This is a genomic window from Ruegeria sp. ANG10 (assembly GCF_040705255.1).
Taxonomy (GTDB): domain Bacteria; phylum Pseudomonadota; class Alphaproteobacteria; order Rhodobacterales; family Rhodobacteraceae; genus Ruegeria.
The window spans coordinates 178,266-197,109 of sequence record NZ_JBFCVU010000004.1; the positions used below are offsets into that span (position 1 = coordinate 178,266).

Genomic DNA, 18,844 nt, shown 5'->3' on the forward strand with positions numbered 1-18,844 from the left:
AGCGTCAAGGTACGGTTACGCCGCACCTCCTAACAAGGCCGCGTTGCCACCGGCGGCGGTGGTGTCGACACAGACATGACGCTCGCCCAGAACCCTCGCCCGGTCAGGTTGGCCTGGGATCAGCGGCAGAATCGGGCCATCGCGGCGGGCCAGATGGCGCTCGATCGCGCGCGCGGTTTCATCATCTCCCCACCACAAAACGCCCGAGATGCTGGTGATGTTTTCCAGCCTGTGCAAATCCACCATGCCGGTCGATAGGATTGCAGTGCCGCCCAGGGTTACGACTGCTTCGGCCTGCGCTTGCGCGGCCTCGGGTCCTGGCCCCATGCACAACAAAGGCGCGCGGGGAAATTCACTCAGTCGGTTGGATTCGCCGGTTGGACCGGGCAGGGATTGCGTGCGGATGACAGCAGGCTGGCCTTGCGGATCGGGTAGATCGCCCATCGTGCTGTTCCAATTCGCCGTACTGTGTTGACGATCCGGAGCACAGAAGCGTGCCATGTAGTTCGGTCCACCCGCCTTGGGTCCGGTGCCCGACAGACCTTCGCCGCCAAAGGGCTGAGAACCCACGATCGCACCAATCTGGTTGCGGTTGACATAAATGTTGCCCGCGTGAACGGCCTCGGTGATGTGTTGCACCCGGTCATCGATGCGGGTGTGCAGGCCGAAAGTCAGCCCATAGCCCGTGGCATTGATGTCGGCGATGACCTGATCAATCTCAGCAGCCTTGAACCGAACGACATGCAGGACCGGGCCGAACACTTCACGCTCCAGCGCGTCTATACCAGAGATTTCAATCAAGGTCGGTGCGATGAACGTCCCGTCGGGTGGCGTGGCCAGTTCCTTCACCACCCGGCCTTCTGCGCGCGCTTGCGCGATGTGGTCCGCAATGCCATGCAGCGCGTCCTGATCAATCACCGGGCCGCAGTCGGTCGACAAAAGCCATGGGTCACCGACCAGCAAAGCCTCCATCGCGCCGGTCAGCATGGCCAGCAGATCGTCGGCGATATCCTCTTGCACATAAAGGCAGCGCAGAGCCGAGCATCGCTGCCCCGCAGACTGAAACGCGCTTTCGATTATGGATTGTACAGCCTGTTCGGGCAGCGCGGTGCTGTCCACGATCATCGCATTGAGCCCGCCGGTTTCTGCGATCAAGGGCGTGCCCGGTTGCAAATTCTCCGACATGGCGGCACGGATTTTCAACGCAGTGGCGGTTGAGCCGGTGAAAGCCACACCAGATACGCGCGCGTCTGACGTCAACGCCGCCCCGACTGACGGCCCGCCGGGCAGCAGTTGCAAAACGTCGCGTGGTACTCCGGCCTCGTGCAGCAGTTGGACAGCCCTGTGCGCGACCAACGGCGTTTGCGGTGCAGGTTTCGCCAGAACGGCATTGCCAGTGGCCAAAGCTGCCGAAATCTGCCCGGTGAAGATTGCCAGCGGAAAGTTCCAAGGGCTGATGCAGGTAAACGTGCCCGCCGGTTCGGCCGCCGGGATATTAGCAGCATAATAACGAAGGAAATCGACCGCCTCGCGCAGTTCAGCGACCGCATCGGGAACTGATTTACCAGCTTCTCGGGCTAGCAAGGCGAACAGCTCGCCAAAATGCGCTTCGTACAGATCGGCCGCCGTATTCAATACTTGGGCCCGTTGCGCAGCGGGAGCGTCCCACGGAGCCGCCGAGGCCAACGCAAGCTCAACATCCTGAGCGCTGGCCGGGGCGACTGCGCCGGGGCGGTCCTGTGGATGTGCCGGATTGATGACGGGTTCATCGGCATCAGGATGTGCGTCCTCGGACAATAGCGGCTGCGCATACCAATGATGTGCGCGAAACGCATCGCGGGCGGCGTCAATCCGATCGAGCGTCGGTGTGTGTTGCAGATCAAACCCTTTTGAATTGGGACGTTCGGGTTGAAACAGTTCAGGGCCGGTTGGCAGCGGTGATTTAGGTTCTGCAATGGTGTCGAACGGGTCCGAGGCGACCTCCTCGGGCGGCACATTTTCATCGACGATCTGGTTCACGAAGGAGGAGTTCGCGCCGTTCTCAAGCAGACGCCGCACCAGATAGGCTAAAAGATCGCGATGCGCTCCGACCGGGGCGTAAATTCGGCAGCGGGTGTTGCTTTGATCGCGAACAATCTGATGCAAGGTTTCGCCCATGCCATGCAAACGCTGAAACTCGAATGGTTGCGTGTCGGCCATATGCAGGATGGCGCTGACTGTGTGGGCGTTATGGGTGGCGAATTGCGGGTAAATTCGGTCGGTCATGCCCAACAGTTTGCGAGCATTGGCAATGTACGAGATATCAGTCGCCGCCTTACGCGTGAAAACCGGGAAGCCATCGACACCCTCGACCTGCGCGCGCTTGACCTCGGTATCCCAATAGGCCCCCTTGACCAGTCGAACCATCAGTTTGCGGTCATGACGTTCCGCCATGTCATAGAGCGTGTCCAGCACGATCCCGGCACGCGGCCCATAGGCCTGAACCACGATGCCGAAACCATCCCAACCGGCCAATGCGGGTTCACCCATAACAGCCTCGATCACTTGCAGGGAAAGCGACAGGCGGTCGGCTTCCTCGGCGTCTACATTCAGGCCCATACCGGCGGCCTTGGCCAACAGACACAGGGCGCGCAGGCGGGGAACGAGCTCCTCCATCACCCGGTGTTCCTGCGCCAGTTCATAGCGTGGATGCAGGGCTGACAGTTTTACCGATATCCCCGGGTTGGCCCGGATATCGTCATGGGTGCAGGCATCGGCGATGGCCGCGATGGCGCGGGAATAGGACAGGTGATAACGGGCGGCGTCAGCTTCGGTGCGCGCCGCCTCGCCCAGCATGTCGTAGGAATAGGTGTAGCCCTTTGCCTCCATCCCGGCGGCACGGTCCATGGCGGACTGGATAGTCTCACCCAGAACGAATTGACGGCCCATTTCCTTCATCGCGCGGCCAACGGCAGTGCGGATCACCGGCTCGCCCAGTCGCTTGATCGCCCCGCGTAGGGCGCCAACGGGCGACGCTTTGCCCTCGTCCAGAACCTTTCCGGTCAGCATCAGCGCCCAAGTTGACGCGTTCACCAGCGAAGACGAGGACTGCCCCAGATGTTTGCCCCAATCCGACGGCGCAATCTTATCCTCGATCAGCGCGTCGATGGTGTCAGCATCCGGGACACGCAGCAGCGCCTCGGCCAGACACATCAGTGCGATACCCTCGTCAGTGGACAGCCCGTATTCGGCCAGAAACACCTCCATCATGCCGGGCGAAGTGCTGGACCGGATGTCACGCACCAATTGAGCCGCCGCGGCACAGATCGCAGTGCGGTCGGCCTGGGGCAGGTTGGCCTGTTCGACCAATTGATCCAATACTGCAGACTGGTCAGCATAGGTCTGGCTGTCGATATGGGTGCGCAGGCTGTGTGTCATGTATCCTCCGGGCTTTTGGAGAGTATACAGTCGATTTTTCAGGACAATCGCCTTAAGTTCAAAAAATGGTAGGCGATTGTTCTGAAATTTTGAGGTTCAGCGATGCAAAATGGTAATCCCGATCTGGATCGGTTCGACCGGGCAATCTTGACGATTCTGGCCGAGGACGGGCGCATTTCGGTTGCCGACCTCGCGCGGCGGATCGGGTTGTCGAAATCTCCAACTCAAGCACGTGTGAAGAGGCTTGAAGCCGAAGGTATCATCACCGGATATCGTGCCCTGCTGGACCCGATCCGTCTTGGTCTGGATCACGTCGCCTTTGTCGAGGTCCGCCTAACCGACACACGTGAGAAGGCCTTGGCCGAGTTCAACGCGGCAGTGCGTAAGGTGGCCGAGATCGAGCAAGCCCATATGATTGCGTCGAATTTCGACTATTTGCTGAAAATCCGCACCGGGTCGATGTCGGAATACCGCGCGGTGCTGGCCGAGAAAATCTCATCCCTGCCGCATGTGGCCAACACATCGACCTTCGTCGCGATGGAAGCGGTGAAAGAGACAGGCCTGTCCGGTGCCATTGACGGGATGGGTTGACGAAAACCCCGCACGCGTCACCATTGGGTCATGAAACAGATCACCTTTGCCGCCATCCTGTTAATAACATCCACAACAGCACATGCCGATGAATGCCCTGTTGCGCCGGATCACAGCGCCGATGTCAGCGGCGTAATCGCCCAGATACAACAGGCCGAAAACGAACAGGCGGCCCGTCTCTTGTCGAACCAATTGTGGGAATTTTGGACGGACGCACCTGATGAAAGCGCGCAGGCGGTGCTGGACCGAGGCATGACGCGCCGAAACGCATGGGACCTGCTGGGCGCGATCGAGGATTTCAACAAGCTGGTCGCCTATTGCCCGTCATATGCCGAAGGGTACAACCAGCGCGCCTTTGCGCATTACTTGCGGCAGGATTTTCAGGCCGCATTGCCCGATTTGGACAAGGCGATCGAACTGTCGCCGAACCATGTGGCGGCCATCAGCGGGCGCGCCCTAACCTTGTTGGGATTGCAAAGGATCGACGAGGCGCGCGAAGCTTTGAACCAAGCGCTGGAACTGAACCCGTGGCTGTCGGAGCGTCATCTTCTGGCACCCGGAGGGCCACTGGCGCCTCCGGGTGAAGATATCTGACAAAACGCCCCCAACTGTAGTGTGGTGGCTTTTTCGACGTTTAGCCGACCAGACCGTTGTCGGAGCGCTTGATCGCGATGACCGATGATCGCGGTGTACCGCCATCGGGCCAGTTGCTGCCCGGATGCTGAATGCCTACAAACATGGTGCGCAGGTCGTTGGACCAGGCCAAGCCTGTGACCTCGCAACCATTGGGGCCCGTCATGAACCGTACGATTTCACCGGTCACCGGGTCGCCAACCAGCATCTGGTTATTGCCATTGCCAGCAAAGTCACCCTCGTTGTTGTCCTTACCGTCGGTCTGAATCCAGATCAGGCCCGTCGAGTCGATGACCATGCCATCGGGCGAGTTGAACAGGTTACCCTCATTCACATTCGGCGAGCCAGCGCGGTCGTCGGAATGCACCGTTGGGTTGCCCGCCATGACGTAGAGATCCCAGTCAAAGGTGCCTGCGGCGTGATCGTCATTCGCTGGTCGCCAGCGCACGATCTGACCGTACTTGTTTGCCTCACGCGGGTTGGCGGCATTAACCGACGTGTCGTCACCACCGGCATTTGGTTTGACACCACGGTTCTTGTTGTTGGTGAGGCAACAATAGGCCTCGACCGCGACCGGGCTTGATGCCACCCATTCTGGGCGGTCCATGGTGGTGCCACCTACGGCCGACGCTGCCATGCGGGTAAAGATCCGGATTTCTGCATCATCCATGCCGGTCGTTTCCGGCGTCAGGGGCAGCCATTCGCCGGTTGCATCGTCGTTAAATTTTGCCACGTAAAGCGTGCCGTCATTCAACAAACTCTCGGATTCGCCACCCGGCTGATAGGTCCCGTTCGAGACGAACTTGTACAGATACTCGCCACGCTCATCATCGCCCATATAAACGACCACACGGCCATCTGCGGCCAGTGTCACTTCGGCGTTTTCGTGTTTGAAGCGACCCAGGCCGGTGTGTTTGACCGGCGTGCTGTCCGGCTTGGTCGGGTCGATTTCCACGATCCAGCCCGCACGGTGCGGTTCGTTCGGATTTTTTGACGTGTCGAAACGCGGATCGAAAAGCTCATACCCGTTCCAGCTTTCGGCTTTGACACCGTAACGCTTGAAGCCGTCTGCCACCTTCTGGTCGTAGCTGGCGTTCTCATCGGACGACCCGAAATAGCCGTTAAAGTTCTCTTCGCAGGTCAGGTATGTGCCCCATGGCGTTTTACCCGCGCCACAGTTGTTCATGGTGCCCAGAGACGCCGTGCCGGTCGGGTCGGCCTGCGTCTTCAGCAGATCGTGACCCGCAGCGGGACCTACGATCTTCATCGGCGTATTGTGGTGGATACGGCGATTGAAGGGGCTGTCTTTGATAACCGACCAGCCGTTGGGGCTTTCGGCGATCTCCATGACTGTGACGCCCTGAATGTTCTGCAGCTTCAGAACGTCGTCCGCGTTGGCGGGTACGCCTTCCTGCGCCGCTGGCATGTTGATCTTGCGGTTCGGGTATTCGTGGTTGATGGCGATCAGTTCATGACCTTGGAACGAAAACGTCTCCATCCCATCGGTGTTTTCACCGAAGATACGGTCGGATTTGTCCAATGGGCCGCCATCCGTCAGGTCATAGCCATCGGCATCGGAAAACAGCGGATCGCCCCAACGCATCAACATTTTCCACTCATACCCTTCGGGCACATGCACGGTGCCATCGGTCTGCGCGGCAATCGGCGTGAAAGCAAAGCGCGACGTGGTGACGGCATGAGCGGCAGTCGACCCCATCAGACCCGCGCCCATAGCGGCAGCGCCTGATCCGAATGCCAACACACCACCCAAGAAACCTCGGCGCGAAACGGCGCTTTCTACAACACGGTCAAAGTCGTTTTCGTCGGGGCGGGGGAAATGCAGCTCATCCCAGTCATCAGCGGACAGGGTGGTGGGATCAATGTCTTTCATGGATAGCTCCTGGCTGTCAGAAAATAGCAGATGAAAGGCATTTAGGATTTCTTTGTGACAGGTTGATAACAACCCCATTAAGGGAGAGGTCCGATCTTTCAGAATATTGCGCGCAATGAAAAGGGAAAAGGCCTTTTCTCTGTGGGAATCCGCGCTTTCTGGTCCGCAATTGTACTGCAGAAAGCCACATGTGCCTGCGACATTTAGCGCAAACGCTGGCCAGCTTCATCGAACCGATAGGCCTTGTCAGCAGTATAGGCGAGCCGCAATTCCTGACCTTCGGAAATGGCGTGTTGACCAAATAGCCGCGCGGTCACGGATTGGTCGTGTATATTGGCGATGACGTTTGTATCCCCACCCAGTTTTTCAACGTGGCTGACCTGCGCTGTCAGCGGGCCGTCGTCGGACAGGAACAGGTCTTCGGGGCGGATTCCAATGGTGTTCTGGCCGCTATCCCCCAACAGGCTTTCGGGTAGGAAATTCATAGACGGTGAGCCCAGAAATCCGGCGACGAACTGGTTTGCAGGGTTGTTGTACAGCTCCATCGGGCTGCCGATCTGTTCCACCCGCCCGTCACGCAGAACGACAATCTTGTCGGCCAACGTCATCGCCTCGGTCTGGTCATGGGTGACATAGATCATCGAGGCGTCCAGCGCCCGGTGCAGGTTCGCAATCTCGATCCGTGTATTCATCCGAAGGGCGGCGTCCAGATTCGACAGTGGCTCGTCAAACAGGAACAGCTTGGGTTCCCGCACAATGGCGCGGCCGATAGCGACCCGCTGGCGTTGACCGCCCGACAATTCAGACGGATAGCGATCCAGATAGGGGTCAAGGTTCAGCATCCGGCTGGCTTTAGCGACGCGTTCCTCGATCACCGCTTTGGACTGCTTTTCCTGCTTCAGCGCAAGTGTCATGTTCCCGCGCACGCTGAGGTGCGGGTAAAGCGCATAGCTTTGAAAAACCATTGCGATTCCGCGCTTGGATGGCGGCACCAGATTGACCTGTTGGCCACCGATATTGATTTCGCCAGACGACGCATCCTCAAGTCCCGCAATCACCCGCAACAGGGTGGACTTGCCACAGCCCGAGGGGCCGACGAAGACAACAAACTCGCCTTCTTCAACCTCAAGCGTGATGTCCTTGAGGACATGCACATTGCCGAAGGATTTGTTCACATTGCTCAGCGTCAGGGCGGTCATTTTGCGGGCTCCTCAAGGGAAACGGGCTGGCCGGTGCGGATACTTTCATCCGCGGCCAGACAAATGGCGAGGGATTGAACGGCGTCATTCATATGCCGGGTCAGGTCGATATCTTCGGCAATCACGCGCAGCACATAGGCTTGCTCAGCATCGCAGAGCTCCTGATGGCCGGGTTCGTCGGGCATCTCGATGGTACGGTCGCCTTCGGCCGTGTGAACCAGAATGCCGCCGACTCTCGTATGCCCATCGATATCGGAAGATGCGCCCTTGTTGCCATCGGTGATCGAAACCGAGCCGTTGGGCGAAACGATATCTTTTACGAAAAAGGCCGTTTCTGACATCATCGGACCCCAGCCGGCCTCGTACCAGCCGACCGAGCCGTCATCGAAAACCACCTGAAACTGACCGTAATTGTACATGTCCGGTGCGATCTCATCGGACAGGCGCAGGCCCATCCCATGAACCCGAACAGGTTGCGCATCGGTGATCTGGCACATGACGTCGACATAATGAACTCCGCAATCGACAATCGGAGACGTGGTCTGCATCAGCGCCTTATGCGTTTCCCATTCCGCGCCCGAGGATTGTTGGTTCAGGTTCAGACGGAACACATATGGCCCGCCCAGATTGCGCGCCTCGGCGATCAGGCGCATCCACGAAGGGTGATGGCGCAGGATATAGCCCACGACCAACTTGCGGTTCAGCCGCGTGGCGGCTTCCACCACCCGACGCGCGTCGGCGACATTGGTGGCCAATGGTTTTTCCACGAACACATGCGCGCCTGCTTCCATCGCCGCACAGGCGTAATCGGCGTGGCTGTCAGAATAGGTCGCGATCACAACCAGATCGGGGCGTGTCTCGGCCAGAGCAGTTTCGAAATCCGAATACGCGGGATAATCCGAAAGTTCGGGGTGATCTACGCGCCCAGATCGGTTCACCAGCCCGACGATTTGCGCATCGGGGTGGTGGTGATGGGCCAGCGCATGGCTTAGCCCCATATTGCCCAGGCCTGCGATCAGTACGCGGGTCATTTGACAGCTCCGGATGTGATGCCGCGGATCAGTTGGCGCGAGAAGATGACATAAAGGACCAGCACCGGCAGGATCGCCATGGAAAGGGCGGATAAAACCGCGTTCCAGTCGGTCACGAACTGGCCGATAAAGACCTGACTGCCCAGCGTCAGCGTTTTGGTTTCCTCAGCCGGGGCAAGGATCAGCGGGAACCACAGGTCATTCCAGATCGGAATCATGTTGAATACGGCCACGGTCGCCATTGCCGGACGAACCAGTGGCAGGACCAGTCGGAAAAAGATCGTGTATTCCGACAGACCGTCAATGCGGCCTGCGTTTTTCAGGTCATCACTGACCTGCCGCATGAATTCAGACAGTATGAATACGGCCAGCGGTAACCCCTGCGCCGTGTATACCAAAATCAGCGCCCACAGCGTGTTCACCAGCCCGGTCGCCACCATCATCTCAAGGATCGCCACAGTGCCGATGCGGATAGGGATCATGATCCCCAGCGCCAGATACAGCCCCATGAGCAGGTTGCCTTTGAACTGATATTCAGACAGCGCATAGGCCGCCATTGCGCCAAACAGCAGGACAAAGAACAGCGATGCGACGGTGACGATCATCGAGTTCTGGAAGTAGAGGAAGAAATCCCCCTGTTTCATCACCGTCTCGTACCCGATCAGAGAGAAGCTGTCCGCACTGGGCAGGGCCAAGGGTTCGCGAAAGATCGCGCGGCGGGTTTTGAAGCTGTTGATCAAGATTACGAAGACCGGGAACAGCGCAATCAGCGTGTACAGGATCAATGCTCCGTGCATTGCAGCGGTGTTGAAGGGATTTTGGCGTGCTTTGTTCATCCGTTCACCCTCATAGTTGATACCGGCGCATCCGGGTCTGGATGCCAAACAGATAGATGCAGACACCCACCAAGATGATGGCAAACATGGCCCCGGCGATGGCTGATCCCATATGCGGATCGCCTAGTTGCAGCTGAAAACCAAAGAAGGTGCGGTACATGAACGTGCCCAGAATGTCGGTTGAAAAATCCGGCCCGGCCAGCGCGCCCTGCGCCGCATAGATCAGATCGAACGCATTGAAATTGCCCACAAAGGTCAGGATCGAAATGATTCCGATCGACGGCAGGATCAACGGCAGTTTGATTTTCCAAAAGGCTGAGGCCCCGGTGATGCCGTCAATCTCACCTGCCTCAAGGATTTCTTCCGGAATGGTCAGCAAGGCGGCATAGATCAGCATCATCGGGATGCCCACGAACTGCCAAACCGAGATCAGCGCCAGCGTGGTTAGGGCGTATTCCTCTTTTCCCAGCCATGGGGCGAACAAGGATTTCAGCCCAATCGCGTCCAGCATTGACGGTGCGATTCCCCAGATCGGTGACAGGATAAGTTTCCAGGCGAAGCCGACAATCACAAAGCTTAGGATTGTGGGGATGAAAATCGCCGACCGGTACAAGGCCGCAAACCGCAGGCGCGGGTGGCTGAGAAGCGCGGCCAGTGCGATGCCAATGGGGTTTTGCACTAGCATATGGATCAGGAAGAACCAGAAGTTATTCCCCAACGCATTCCAGAACTGCTCGGACCAGACCGGGTCAAAGAACAGCGTTCGAAAATTCTGTAGCCCGACGAACACACGGGTCTGGTCGACCTCGGTAAACAGCGCCAGGCGCAGCGTGTTGAACAGCGGAAAGATCATAACCGCGGTATAGACAAGCACGGCGGGTGCCAGAAACACGACGATATGCCAGCGGAAGCGGGGGCGGTTCATTGGACTGCTTTCAATGGGGTGTCGGGTTTACCCGGGCGAACATCGCCGCCCGGGTATGATTGGGATCACTGGTGCGGCGCGTACCAGGAGGCAAGGCCTTCCTGTAATTCTGCACCCAGATCCTCGGGGGATTTGGCGCCTTTGATGGCGGCAACCGACGCGCCCCAGGTTTCATTTTCAAGGTTCGGTGTGCCGCGCGACAGGATTTGATAGGTCGAGCGGATGGTCGATTCACACTCGTCGCGCCAGCCTACGATTTCCTTGGCCAGTGGATCTTGCAATTCGACAGGCGTGTTAGACAGTGGGAAGAAACCGGGCAGGGCATTGCCGAAAATTTCTGCAAATTCCGGGCTTGCGACCCAGGCCAAGAATGTCTCGGCGGCCTCGGGATGTTCAGTTGCGGCGTTCATGCCGATGCCAATATCGGTGTGGTCCGAAATATAGCAGGTGTCTCCAGCGTTACGGACTGGCGGCTTGAATGCCCCCATCTCAAAATCGGCCAGTGTGTTGAAGCCCGAGATTTCCCATGAGCCAGCGGGATAGATCGCCGCCCGACCCAGTGTGAAGATGTTCTGACTGTCGGGATAGGTCTGTGCCTCATACCCGTCGCCCAGATACTCACCCCAACGTGCCAATGTGGCATAAGGTGCTGTCCAGGCCTCATCAGTAAGCTTCTGCTCACCTGCGATCAGGGCCTGCCGGCCTTCCTCACCCTTCCAATAGTTAGGGCCGATGTTGTTGTAACCCATTGTGGCGGCTTCCCACTGGTCGTTGGTGCCCATCGCCATCGGAATATAGGTGCCATCTTCCCGGATCTTGTCGAGCGCGGCAAAGAACTCATCCTCGGTCGTTGGAACCTCGATCCCAAGCTCATCAAATGCGTCCTTGTTGTAAATAAAGCCATGAATCACCGAAGCCATCGGAACGCAGAATGTGACTGCGCCATCATCCGTCTGCCAGGCTGATTTCGCCACGTCCGAGAAGTTGCTCATCGCATCGACCCCGGATAGATCGGTCAGGTGTCCTGCATCATACAGCGCCAAAGAGGCGTCAAAGGGGCGGCAGGTGATCAGGTCACCGGCTGAACCCGCATCCAGTTTCGAGTTCAAAACGGCGTTATACTCTGCCGGTGCTGACGGGGTGAAATCAATCTTGATTCCAGGGTGCTGGGCCTCGAACGCGGGAATGATCTGGTCCTGCCACAGGGTCAGGTCATCATTGCGCCAGCTTTCGATGGTCAGGGTTACGTCTTCGGCATAGGCAGTTGTGGCCATCAGGGTTGTCCCCAGTAAGGCCAGCTTCAGGCTTTTATGCTTCATCTCTCTCTCCCGTTATTTAGTTGTTAATCCTTGGCCAATGCAGCGGTCAGAACTCCGTTCGTGGTTCGCAAGCGAGCATCCGCTTGCGCCAGCGACAGGTCTTGTGCGGCAATCAGAATGGCGGGTTTTACGTCGCCATGCGCAACGTTCAGTGCGTTTTGCGCTGTTTCTGTATCCACTTCGGCGATGCGGGCGACGATCCCGGCGGCGCGGCCCCGCAATTTGTCGTTGTCGGCACGCAGATTGACCATCATGCCGCCATGCACATGGCCAAGCTCAACCGCCATAAGCGAAGACAGCATATTCAGCGCAATCTTCTGCGCTGTTCCAGCACCCATGCGTGTGGACCCCGAGATCAGCTCGGGCGGCGTGGCCAAAAGGATGGGAATGTCAGCGCCCAGCAGCAAGGGGCTGCCGCCGTTATTGGCGATACTGATTACAGTTGCGCCTTTGGCGCGGGCGATGTTCATGGCAGCCACGGTGTAGGGCGTGGAGCCGCTGGCCGAAACTGCAATCACCGTGTCTTTGGCTTGTAAGCTGTCCAAGGCCAGCTCCAACCCTTCGGTCGCATCCTCGGCCCCACCTGGCATTTCGACTCCGGTGGGCAGGCCCCCTGCCATGTGTATGCGCAGACGGGCAGGGGGGATCGAGAATGTGCCGCCCAGCTCTTGCGCGTCGGCTGCGGCCATCAGGCCAGACGACCCGGCGGCCACAAAATGCAAAACACCCTCTGCGCGAATGGTTTCCGCCATGGCCTTGGCGCCCCGGACGATGTTGTCCTCGGCGTCGCGAACGGCTGCGGCAGCTTTGATCTGACCTTCGGCCAACGCGCGAGCTGAAGTGGCCAGATCGCCTGGTGACAGGCGCGCGGCATCAGGGTGTAACTGTTCGGTTGACGGCAGCGTCAAGAGAATCCTCCCACGTTTCCCTAATACAATACCTATCTAATACCACTTGTCTAGAATTTTATTTCTGACTGAGACTTGTCGGGAAAATTCATCAGTTTAGGTGGCGACGTGTCCACTCAGTGCTGAATTTGGCCTTTTCTATCGCTGAAAGGTATTATAATGGTATTGTCATGAGTGAGTCTCGAGAAAATGCTGTGTTGGCCGTTGATGGCGGGGGAACGCGATGCCGTGCCGCCTGTGAAATCGGGGGTGTGGTCCATAGTGTCGAGACTGGAGCAGCCAATGTTTCGACCGATTTTGACAGCGCGCTGGCGCAGATTCGGGTCGGGCTGGATCAATTGTCGCGTCAGATCGAGGTGACCATAGGGGATATGCTCGACTTGCCTGCTTTTGTGGGGTTGGCGGGCGTTACCGATGCTGCGATCGCAGGGCGGTTGCGGGATGCGCTGGGCCTGACCCGCGCGCGGGTCGAAGATGACCGGCCCGCCGCCGTGCGGGGGGCATTGGGCGCGCAGGACGGTTTGATCGCGCATTGCGGCACCGGGTCTTTTCTTGCAGTGCAGGCGGACGGCGCGATGCGCTTTGCCGGCGGTTGGGGATCGATTCTGGGGGATGAGGCCTCGGCCCTGTGGGTTGGGCGTAGAGCCTTGGCCGAGACGCTGCGTGCATATGATGGCACGCAAACCGAAAGCGGTCTGACGCAAAAGCTGTTGAGTGACCTTCAAGGCCCGGCTGGCATTGTTCGCTTTGCTGGAACGGCCACGCCCGCACAATTCGGGGCGCTCGCACCTACAGTGACGTCCGCTGCGAAAAAGGGCGATGCTGTTGCCATTCATATTCTGCGAGCTGGGGCAGACTATATCGCGGATACCGCCAAACAGTTGGGTTGGCAGGCGGGTCAGACGATCTGCTTGACCGGTGGGATTGCGGGACAATATGCACACTATTTACCTGATGACATGCAATCGGTCATTCGCCCGCCGCTGGGTGAGCCGCTGACCGGGGCATTGGCCCTTGCGAAGGAGATCCGACATGAGCATCTCTGACTTCCTGCGCGCCGATTTGTGGCTGAGCCCGGACAAAGGGCCGCGTTATGTTCAGCTAAGGCATAGGCTGCAAGAGGGGATCGACACCGGCGTGTTGCCTCCGAATTCCTCGCTGCCGTCGGAACGTGAGCTGGTTGAAATCACTGACTTGTCACGTGTCACCGTTCGAAAAGCGATTCAGGAACTGGTGCAGGAAGGTGTGATCGAACAACGTCAGGGGTCAGGCTCGTTCATTCGCGAGCGTGTGGCGCGAGTCGAACAATCGCTGACTCATTTGACTTCGTTCACCGAGGACATGTCGAGCCGCGGTATGCAGACCACCTCGAAATGGTTGGAGCGCGGTGTTTTTGCACCAACCCCCGAAGAGGTCCAAGCCCTGAGCCTGAAAGAAGGCGAACAGATTTCCCGCATCTATCGCCTGCGCGAAGCTAATGGCCGCCCGCTTGCGCTGGAACGTGCTGCGCTGCCGCTGGACATCCTGCCAAACCCGATCGAGGTGACCGCCTCACTCTACGAGGTGCTAGACGGTCTGGGGCGACGACCAGTGCGCGCGGTACAGAAGATATCGGCCCTTAACCTTGCGGCGCGAGAGGCCGAGTTGCTGGAGGTGCCCGAAGGGGCCGCCGGGCTGAACATCGAACGCGTTTCATTTCTAAAAAACGGACGGGTCGCGGAACTGACCCGATCCCTCTATCGAGGCGACACCTATGACTTTGTCGCCGAGTTGCGGCTGTAGCCGGAAAGGCAAGTAAGCATGTCAGAACACAGTTCGAAAATGCGTCAGGAGGTTTTGGAAATCCCCGACGCCGTTGACCGATTGCTAAGCCAGGGTGCCGCCAATATTCAGGATGCGGCAAGGCGGGTGAAAGAGGCCGACCCGCGGTTTCTGATCACAGTGGCGCGAGGGTCGTCGGACCATGCTTGCGCCTATCTGAAATACGCTGCCGAATTGTTGCTGAACCTGCCTGTGGCCTCGGTCGGGCCGTCGGTCAGTTCGATCTATGGGGCTGAACTGCGTGCGGCTGGGGCGGTGTGCCTTTCGGTGTCGCAGTCGGGCCAAAGTCCAGACATTGTAGGGATGACCCGAACGCTGAAATCTTCGGGCGGGGTGACGGTTGCGATCACCAACAACACGGCCTCGCGCCTTGCCGAAGTGACGGATGCGGTCTTGCCCCTGCACGCAGGGCCGGAACTGAGTGTCGCTGCGACCAAAACCTTTGTCACCTCGCTTGTGGCGGGGTTGTGGTTATTGGCTGAAATCAAGGGGGATGGTGATTTGACGGCCGCGATCCGATCCTTGCCTGATCATCTGGGGCAGGCCGCGCAAAGCGATTGGGCGGCGGCGGCTGACGCAATCACCGGCCGGTCACTGTTCACGCTGGGCCGCGGTCCGTCCTTTGCGATGTCCAATGAGGCTGCTCTGAAAATCAAGGAAACCTGCCAGATTCACGCCGAAAGCTATTCGGCGGCCGAGGTTCTGCATGGTCCGGTCTCAATCGTTGAACAGGGGTTCCCTGCCATCGTTTTTGCAGCCGCAGACGCCGCCGAGCAAACGACAGCCGAGGCGGCTGATGCGTTGGCAGGCAAAGGTGCGGCTGTTTTCGCGGCCACGGGCAAGGTCACCAAGGCGCACAGCCTGCCGGTAACCCGCACCGATCACTGGTTGACTGACCCCATTGCCACGATCACTTCGTTTTACAGCATGGTCGAAGCCGTGGCGCAGGCGCGCGGGATCGACCCAGACACTCCACGCCATTTGAGAAAGGTGACAGAGACGGTATGACCTCGGACTCCATAACATTTCGCAACGGTGCCCTGTTCGATGGTGAGCGCCTGCATTTTGGTCAGGCCATGACCTTTCGCAACGGCGCCCTTGCCGCGCTTGCGGCTGAGGAGACCGCAGAGATCGAAGGGCAGGTCATCGACCTGAACGGTGATATCTTGTGCCCCGGCTTCGTCGACCTGCAGGTGAACGGCGGCGGCGGCGTGATGTTCAACGACGACCCCTCGGTTGATACGATCCGGCAGATCGCCGAAGCGCATCGCCGTCTGGGTGTGGCGTCTTTGCTGCCGACACTGATCACCGACACGCCCGAGAAAACCGAAGTCGCCGTTTCAGCCGCGGTAGAGGCGGTTCGCGCGGGGGTTCCAGGTGTGGCCGGGCTGCATCTTGAAGGGCCACACCTGTCGGTGGCGCGAAAGGGGGCGCATGACGGGGCGCTGATCCGCTCGATGGAGGACGCGGACCTGACCATGCTGATAGCGGCGGCAGAGCAATTGCCTTGTCTTAAGGTGACCCTTGCGCCCGAATCCGTGTCACAACAGCAGGTGAAAGCTTTGTCGAACGCCGGGATTCTGGTGTCGCTAGGACATAGCAATGCAGATTTTCAGACGTGTCAGCGTTATGCCGCAGCGGGCGCGCGCTGTGTCACACACCTTTTCAACGCCATGAGCCAGTTGGGCAGCCGCGAACCCGGCCTGGTGGGTGCCGCACTGGCAACCGGCGAGCTGTCGGCGGGGGTGATTGCCGATGGTATCCATGTCCACCCCGAGGTGATCCGCGCGGCCTGGGCTGCCAAAACAGCGCCCGGCCAGATCTTTTTGGTCAGCGATGCGATGGCTGTTGCGGGTACGGATCAGGCAGCGTTCGAGCTGGAGGGTCGCCGGATCACGCGGACGGATGGACGCCTGACGCTTGAGGACGGAACGCTGGCTGGGGCAGATTTGGACCTGACCACTGCGATCCGCATTTTGGTCACACGCGCTGGCGTGCCGCTTCAGGAGGCACTGGCTGCAGCCACGACCTATCCGGCGTTTCTGATCGGTCAGCCGGTTGCGCAACCGCTGCGTGCTGAGTCGATGATCCGGATTTCCTCAGACCTCGAATCCTGTTCTTGGTTATGTTCACAGGGTTGAGGCAAGGGCGTCTGTCTCCTGCATTAGAAAGCGATTACAGAAATTGATTTCCTGCGCCGAACGGCGCTTGACGACACCAGACGCATCCCTTAAACCGACCTGCGCTGAGCGGGCGTCGTATACTGGCTATTACCTCAGCCTTCCAAGCTGATGAAGCGGGTTCGATTCCCGCCGCCCGCTCCAAATCAGCCCCGAAATTCTGCGTCAAATGGCCCTTACAGGCCGTGAATTGGTGACGCGCTGCTTGACCCCGCCGTCTGCTGCCGCCAAGAAGCGACCACCTGATTGCGAATTTTAACTAAGGGCCACGCATGGCAAGAACCGCCCCAGCCAGTCCAGCACAACAACCCGCACCCGGCGCCAGTGAAGAGCGCGCCCGGTCCAAGAAAATTGGCGTTCTGGCGTCGTTGTGGCCCTTCATGCGCCCCTATCGGATGTTGATGGCCGGGGCGACACTAGCGTTGGTGCTGACGGCAAGCATGACCCTTGCGCTGCCACTTGCCGTGCGCCGTGTGGTCGACAATTTCCGCATCGAAGATGGTGAGTTGCTAGAGTGGTACTTTCTGGCAGCACTAGGCATCGCCGGGATTCTGGCCGTGGGCACTGGTCTGCGCTATGCGCTGGTGACCCGGCTGGGCGAAAGGGTGGTCGCCGATATCCGTGAGGCCGTGTTCGACCGCGTCATCGGCATGAGCCCCGAGTTCTACGAACGTATCATGACCGGCGAGGTCCTGAGCCGGATAACCACCGACACGACGCTGATCCAGTCAGTGCTTGGCTCGTCTGTGTCCATCGCGCTGCGCAACATGTTGTTGTTCTTCGGCGGGCTGGTGTTGATGTTACTGACATCGGCCAAGCTGACGGGTTTGGTTTTGTTATTGATCCCGGTGGTGGTGGTGCCGATTCTGGTGCTGGGGCGCCGCCTGCGGGTGATCAGCCGCGAAAATCAGGACTGGATCGCAGCCTCATCCGGTAACGCGGGTGAGGCGCTGAGCGCGGTGCAAACTGTGCAGGCCTTTACTCATGAACAGGCCAGCCGCAAGCAATTCGCGGATATGACCGAAACGTCTTACGTCGTCTCGCTGCGCCGCATTCAGACGCGCGCGGTTCTGACTGTGATCGTCATCTTTCTGGTGTTTTCGGGCATTGTCGGCGTGTTGTGGATGGGCGCAAATGACGTTCGCAACGGCGTGATGACCGAAGGCGTTCTGATCCAGTTCGTGATCTATTCGATCATCATGGCCGGGTCCGTAGCAGCCCTGTCCGAAATTTGGAGCGAGTTGCAGCGCGCTGCAGGAGCAACCGAACGGCTGGTGGAGCTGCTGAATGCACAGGACACCGTCACCGATCCGACCAATCCCAAAACGCTGCCTGTACCGGTGCGGGGTGAGATTCGCTTTGACGATGTGACCTTCCGCTATCCGTCACGCCCCGATGTTGTCACGCTGGAACATCTGTCATTGCAGGTTAACCCCGGCGAGACGGTGGCATTCGTCGGCCCCTCAGGGGCGGGCAAGACAACCGTCATACAGATGATCCAGCGGTTCTATGATCCGGTCTCGGGGCAGGTCAGCCTGGACGGCGTGGATCTGCGTGACATCGACCGGGCCGAGTTCCGCCGTCACATGGCGCTGGTGCCGCAGGACCCTATCATCTTTGCCTCTTCGGCGCGTGAAAACATCCGGTTTGGTCGTCTGGACGCCACCGATGCCGAGGTTGAGGCCGCCGCCCGTGCGGCCGCCGCACACGATTTCATTTCGGCTTTGCCCGAAGGTTACGACAGTTTTGTTGGTGAACGGGGTGTGATGCTGTCTGGCGGGCAAAAGCAACGTATCGCCATCGCTCGCGCGATCCTGCGGGACGCGCCTGTACTGCTGTTGGACGAGGCGACCTCGGCGCTGGACGCCGAAAGCGAGCGTGCGGTTCAAGGCGCCGTCGATCAGATGCGCGCCGGACGCACCACGCTGATCGTGGCGCACCGGCTGGCAACCGTCAAAAAGGCTGATCGGATCGTGGTGATGGAGGCCGGCCGTATCGTGGCGCAAGGCACCCATGACGATCTGGTGGCACAGGACGGCCTGTATGCCAGATTGGCGCGTCTGCAGTTCACTGACGGTATGGCGGCAGAATAA

General features: G+C 59.1%; 15 protein-coding genes and 1 tRNA gene. 8 read left to right on the top strand and 8 right to left on the bottom strand.

Translation table 11 applies throughout. The features are described from left to right. Positions 1–15: 15 nt before the first annotated feature. Positions 16–3,417 (bottom strand): bifunctional proline dehydrogenase/L-glutamate gamma-semialdehyde dehydrogenase PutA, encoded by a 3,402-nt coding sequence (gene putA, locus AB1A64_RS10780; RefSeq protein ID WP_366551409.1) that lies wholly within the window; start codon positions 3,415–3,417, stop codon positions 16–18. Positions 3,418–3,519: 102 nt separating this feature from the next. On the opposite strand from putA, the gene AB1A64_RS10785 reads away from it, so the two are divergent. Together AB1A64_RS10785 and AB1A64_RS10790 are read left to right on the top strand one after the other, a co-directional pair. Further along, on the top strand, positions 3,520–4,008 hold the full coding sequence (locus AB1A64_RS10785) for a winged helix-turn-helix transcriptional regulator (RefSeq protein WP_366551410.1): 489 nt from the start codon (positions 3,520–3,522) through the stop codon (positions 4,006–4,008). A 30-nt stretch (positions 4,009–4,038) separates the two neighbouring features. Then, the gene (locus AB1A64_RS10790; protein WP_366551411.1) at positions 4,039–4,602 is read left to right on the top strand and encodes a tetratricopeptide repeat protein; all 564 of its coding nucleotides are present in this window, start codon (positions 4,039–4,041) and stop codon (positions 4,600–4,602) included. Between the two features lie 40 nt (positions 4,603–4,642). Here the strand turns inward: AB1A64_RS10790 and AB1A64_RS10795 are convergent, their stop codons facing one another. The 7 genes from AB1A64_RS10795 to AB1A64_RS10825 form a co-directional block, all read right to left on the bottom strand. After that, positions 4,643–6,532 carry a PhoX family phosphatase gene (locus AB1A64_RS10795; RefSeq protein WP_366551412.1) on the bottom strand — a complete coding sequence of 630 codons (1,890 nt, stop codon included), beginning with the start codon at positions 6,530–6,532 and terminating at the stop codon, positions 4,643–4,645. 203 nt (positions 6,533–6,735) lie between these two features. After that, a complete protein-coding gene (locus tag AB1A64_RS10800) occupies positions 6,736–7,731 on the bottom strand; it encodes an ABC transporter ATP-binding protein (RefSeq protein ID WP_366551413.1) in 996 nt (331 codons plus the stop codon). Then, positions 7,728–8,762 carry a Gfo/Idh/MocA family oxidoreductase gene (locus AB1A64_RS10805; RefSeq protein ID WP_366551414.1) on the bottom strand — a complete coding sequence of 345 codons (1,035 nt, stop codon included), beginning with the start codon at positions 8,760–8,762 and terminating at the stop codon, positions 7,728–7,730. The genes AB1A64_RS10800 and AB1A64_RS10805 overlap by 4 nt, the downstream gene beginning before the upstream one ends. Beyond that, a complete protein-coding gene (locus tag AB1A64_RS10810; protein ID WP_170516547.1) occupies positions 8,759–9,598 on the bottom strand; it encodes a carbohydrate ABC transporter permease in 840 nt (279 codons plus the stop codon). Before AB1A64_RS10810 ends, AB1A64_RS10805 begins: the two co-directional genes overlap by 4 nt. A 10-nt stretch (positions 9,599–9,608) precedes the next feature. Continuing rightward, positions 9,609–10,523, bottom strand: a complete 915-nt coding sequence (locus tag AB1A64_RS10815; protein WP_366551415.1) for a sugar ABC transporter permease — start codon at positions 10,521–10,523, stop codon at positions 9,609–9,611. A gap of 65 nt (positions 10,524–10,588) precedes the next feature. Further along, a complete protein-coding gene (locus AB1A64_RS10820) occupies positions 10,589–11,842 on the bottom strand; it encodes an ABC transporter substrate-binding protein (RefSeq protein WP_366551416.1) in 1,254 nt (417 codons plus the stop codon). Between the two features lie 23 nt (positions 11,843–11,865). Further along, on the bottom strand, positions 11,866–12,750 hold the full coding sequence (locus AB1A64_RS10825; RefSeq protein ID WP_366551417.1) for an N-acetylmuramic acid 6-phosphate etherase: 885 nt from the start codon (positions 12,748–12,750) through the stop codon (positions 11,866–11,868). A 170-nt stretch (positions 12,751–12,920) separates the two neighbouring features. Here AB1A64_RS10825 and AB1A64_RS10830 point away from each other — a divergent pair, with 170 nt between their 5' ends. From AB1A64_RS10830 to AB1A64_RS10855, 6 genes are all read left to right on the top strand, one after another. Beyond that, positions 12,921–13,796, top strand: coding sequence for a BadF/BadG/BcrA/BcrD ATPase family protein (locus AB1A64_RS10830; RefSeq protein WP_366551418.1), 876 nt, complete (start codon positions 12,921–12,923; stop codon positions 13,794–13,796). Continuing rightward, on the top strand, positions 13,783–14,532 hold the full coding sequence (locus AB1A64_RS10835; RefSeq protein ID WP_366551419.1) for a GntR family transcriptional regulator: 750 nt from the start codon (positions 13,783–13,785) through the stop codon (positions 14,530–14,532). Before AB1A64_RS10830 ends, AB1A64_RS10835 begins: the two co-directional genes overlap by 14 nt. An 18-nt stretch (positions 14,533–14,550) precedes the next feature. Next, the gene (locus AB1A64_RS10840; RefSeq protein ID WP_366551420.1) at positions 14,551–15,579 is read left to right on the top strand and encodes an SIS domain-containing protein; all 1,029 of its coding nucleotides are present in this window, start codon (positions 14,551–14,553) and stop codon (positions 15,577–15,579) included. Continuing rightward, complete coding sequence (gene nagA / locus AB1A64_RS10845; RefSeq protein WP_366551421.1) at positions 15,576–16,712, top strand: N-acetylglucosamine-6-phosphate deacetylase; 1,137 nt, start codon at positions 15,576–15,578, stop codon at positions 16,710–16,712. The genes AB1A64_RS10840 and nagA overlap by 4 nt, the downstream gene beginning before the upstream one ends. 108 nt (positions 16,713–16,820) lie before the next feature. Beyond that, a tRNA-Gly gene (locus tag AB1A64_RS10850) sits at positions 16,821–16,895 on the top strand. Between the two features lie 128 nt (positions 16,896–17,023). After that, on the top strand, positions 17,024–18,844 hold the full coding sequence (locus AB1A64_RS10855; protein WP_366551422.1) for an ABC transporter transmembrane domain-containing protein: 1,821 nt from the start codon (positions 17,024–17,026) through the stop codon (positions 18,842–18,844).

Bases quoted from the DNA above. Each gene is read 5' to 3' on its own strand.
- AB1A64_RS10820 (WP_366551416.1), bottom strand. From the start codon at position 11,842: ATGAAGCATAAAAGCCTGAAGCTGGCCTTACTGGGGACAACCCTGATG.
- nagA (WP_366551421.1), top strand. From the start codon at position 15,576: ATGACCTCGGACTCCATAACATTTCGCAACGGTGCCCTGTTCGATGGT.
- AB1A64_RS10835 (WP_366551419.1), top strand. From the start codon at position 13,783: ATGAGCATCTCTGACTTCCTGCGCGCCGATTTGTGGCTGAGCCCGGAC.
- AB1A64_RS10810 (WP_170516547.1), bottom strand. From the start codon at position 9,598: ATGAACAAAGCACGCCAAAATCCCTTCAACACCGCTGCAATGCACGGA.
- putA (WP_366551409.1), bottom strand. From the start codon at position 3,417: ATGACACACAGCCTGCGCACCCATATCGACAGCCAGACCTATGCTGAC.
- AB1A64_RS10800 (WP_366551413.1), bottom strand. From the start codon at position 7,731: ATGACCGCCCTGACGCTGAGCAATGTGAACAAATCCTTCGGCAATGTG.
- AB1A64_RS10805 (WP_366551414.1), bottom strand. From the start codon at position 8,762: ATGACCCGCGTACTGATCGCAGGCCTGGGCAATATGGGGCTAAGCCAT.
- AB1A64_RS10840 (WP_366551420.1), top strand. From the start codon at position 14,551: ATGTCAGAACACAGTTCGAAAATGCGTCAGGAGGTTTTGGAAATCCCC.
- AB1A64_RS10795 (WP_366551412.1), bottom strand. From the start codon at position 6,532: ATGAAAGACATTGATCCCACCACCCTGTCCGCTGATGACTGGGATGAG.
- AB1A64_RS10815 (WP_366551415.1), bottom strand. From the start codon at position 10,523: ATGAACCGCCCCCGCTTCCGCTGGCATATCGTCGTGTTTCTGGCACCC.
- AB1A64_RS10855 (WP_366551422.1), top strand. From the start codon at position 17,024: ATGGCAAGAACCGCCCCAGCCAGTCCAGCACAACAACCCGCACCCGGC.
- AB1A64_RS10830 (WP_366551418.1), top strand. From the start codon at position 12,921: ATGAGTGAGTCTCGAGAAAATGCTGTGTTGGCCGTTGATGGCGGGGGA.
- AB1A64_RS10785 (WP_366551410.1), top strand. From the start codon at position 3,520: ATGCAAAATGGTAATCCCGATCTGGATCGGTTCGACCGGGCAATCTTG.
- AB1A64_RS10790 (WP_366551411.1), top strand. From the start codon at position 4,039: ATGAAACAGATCACCTTTGCCGCCATCCTGTTAATAACATCCACAACA.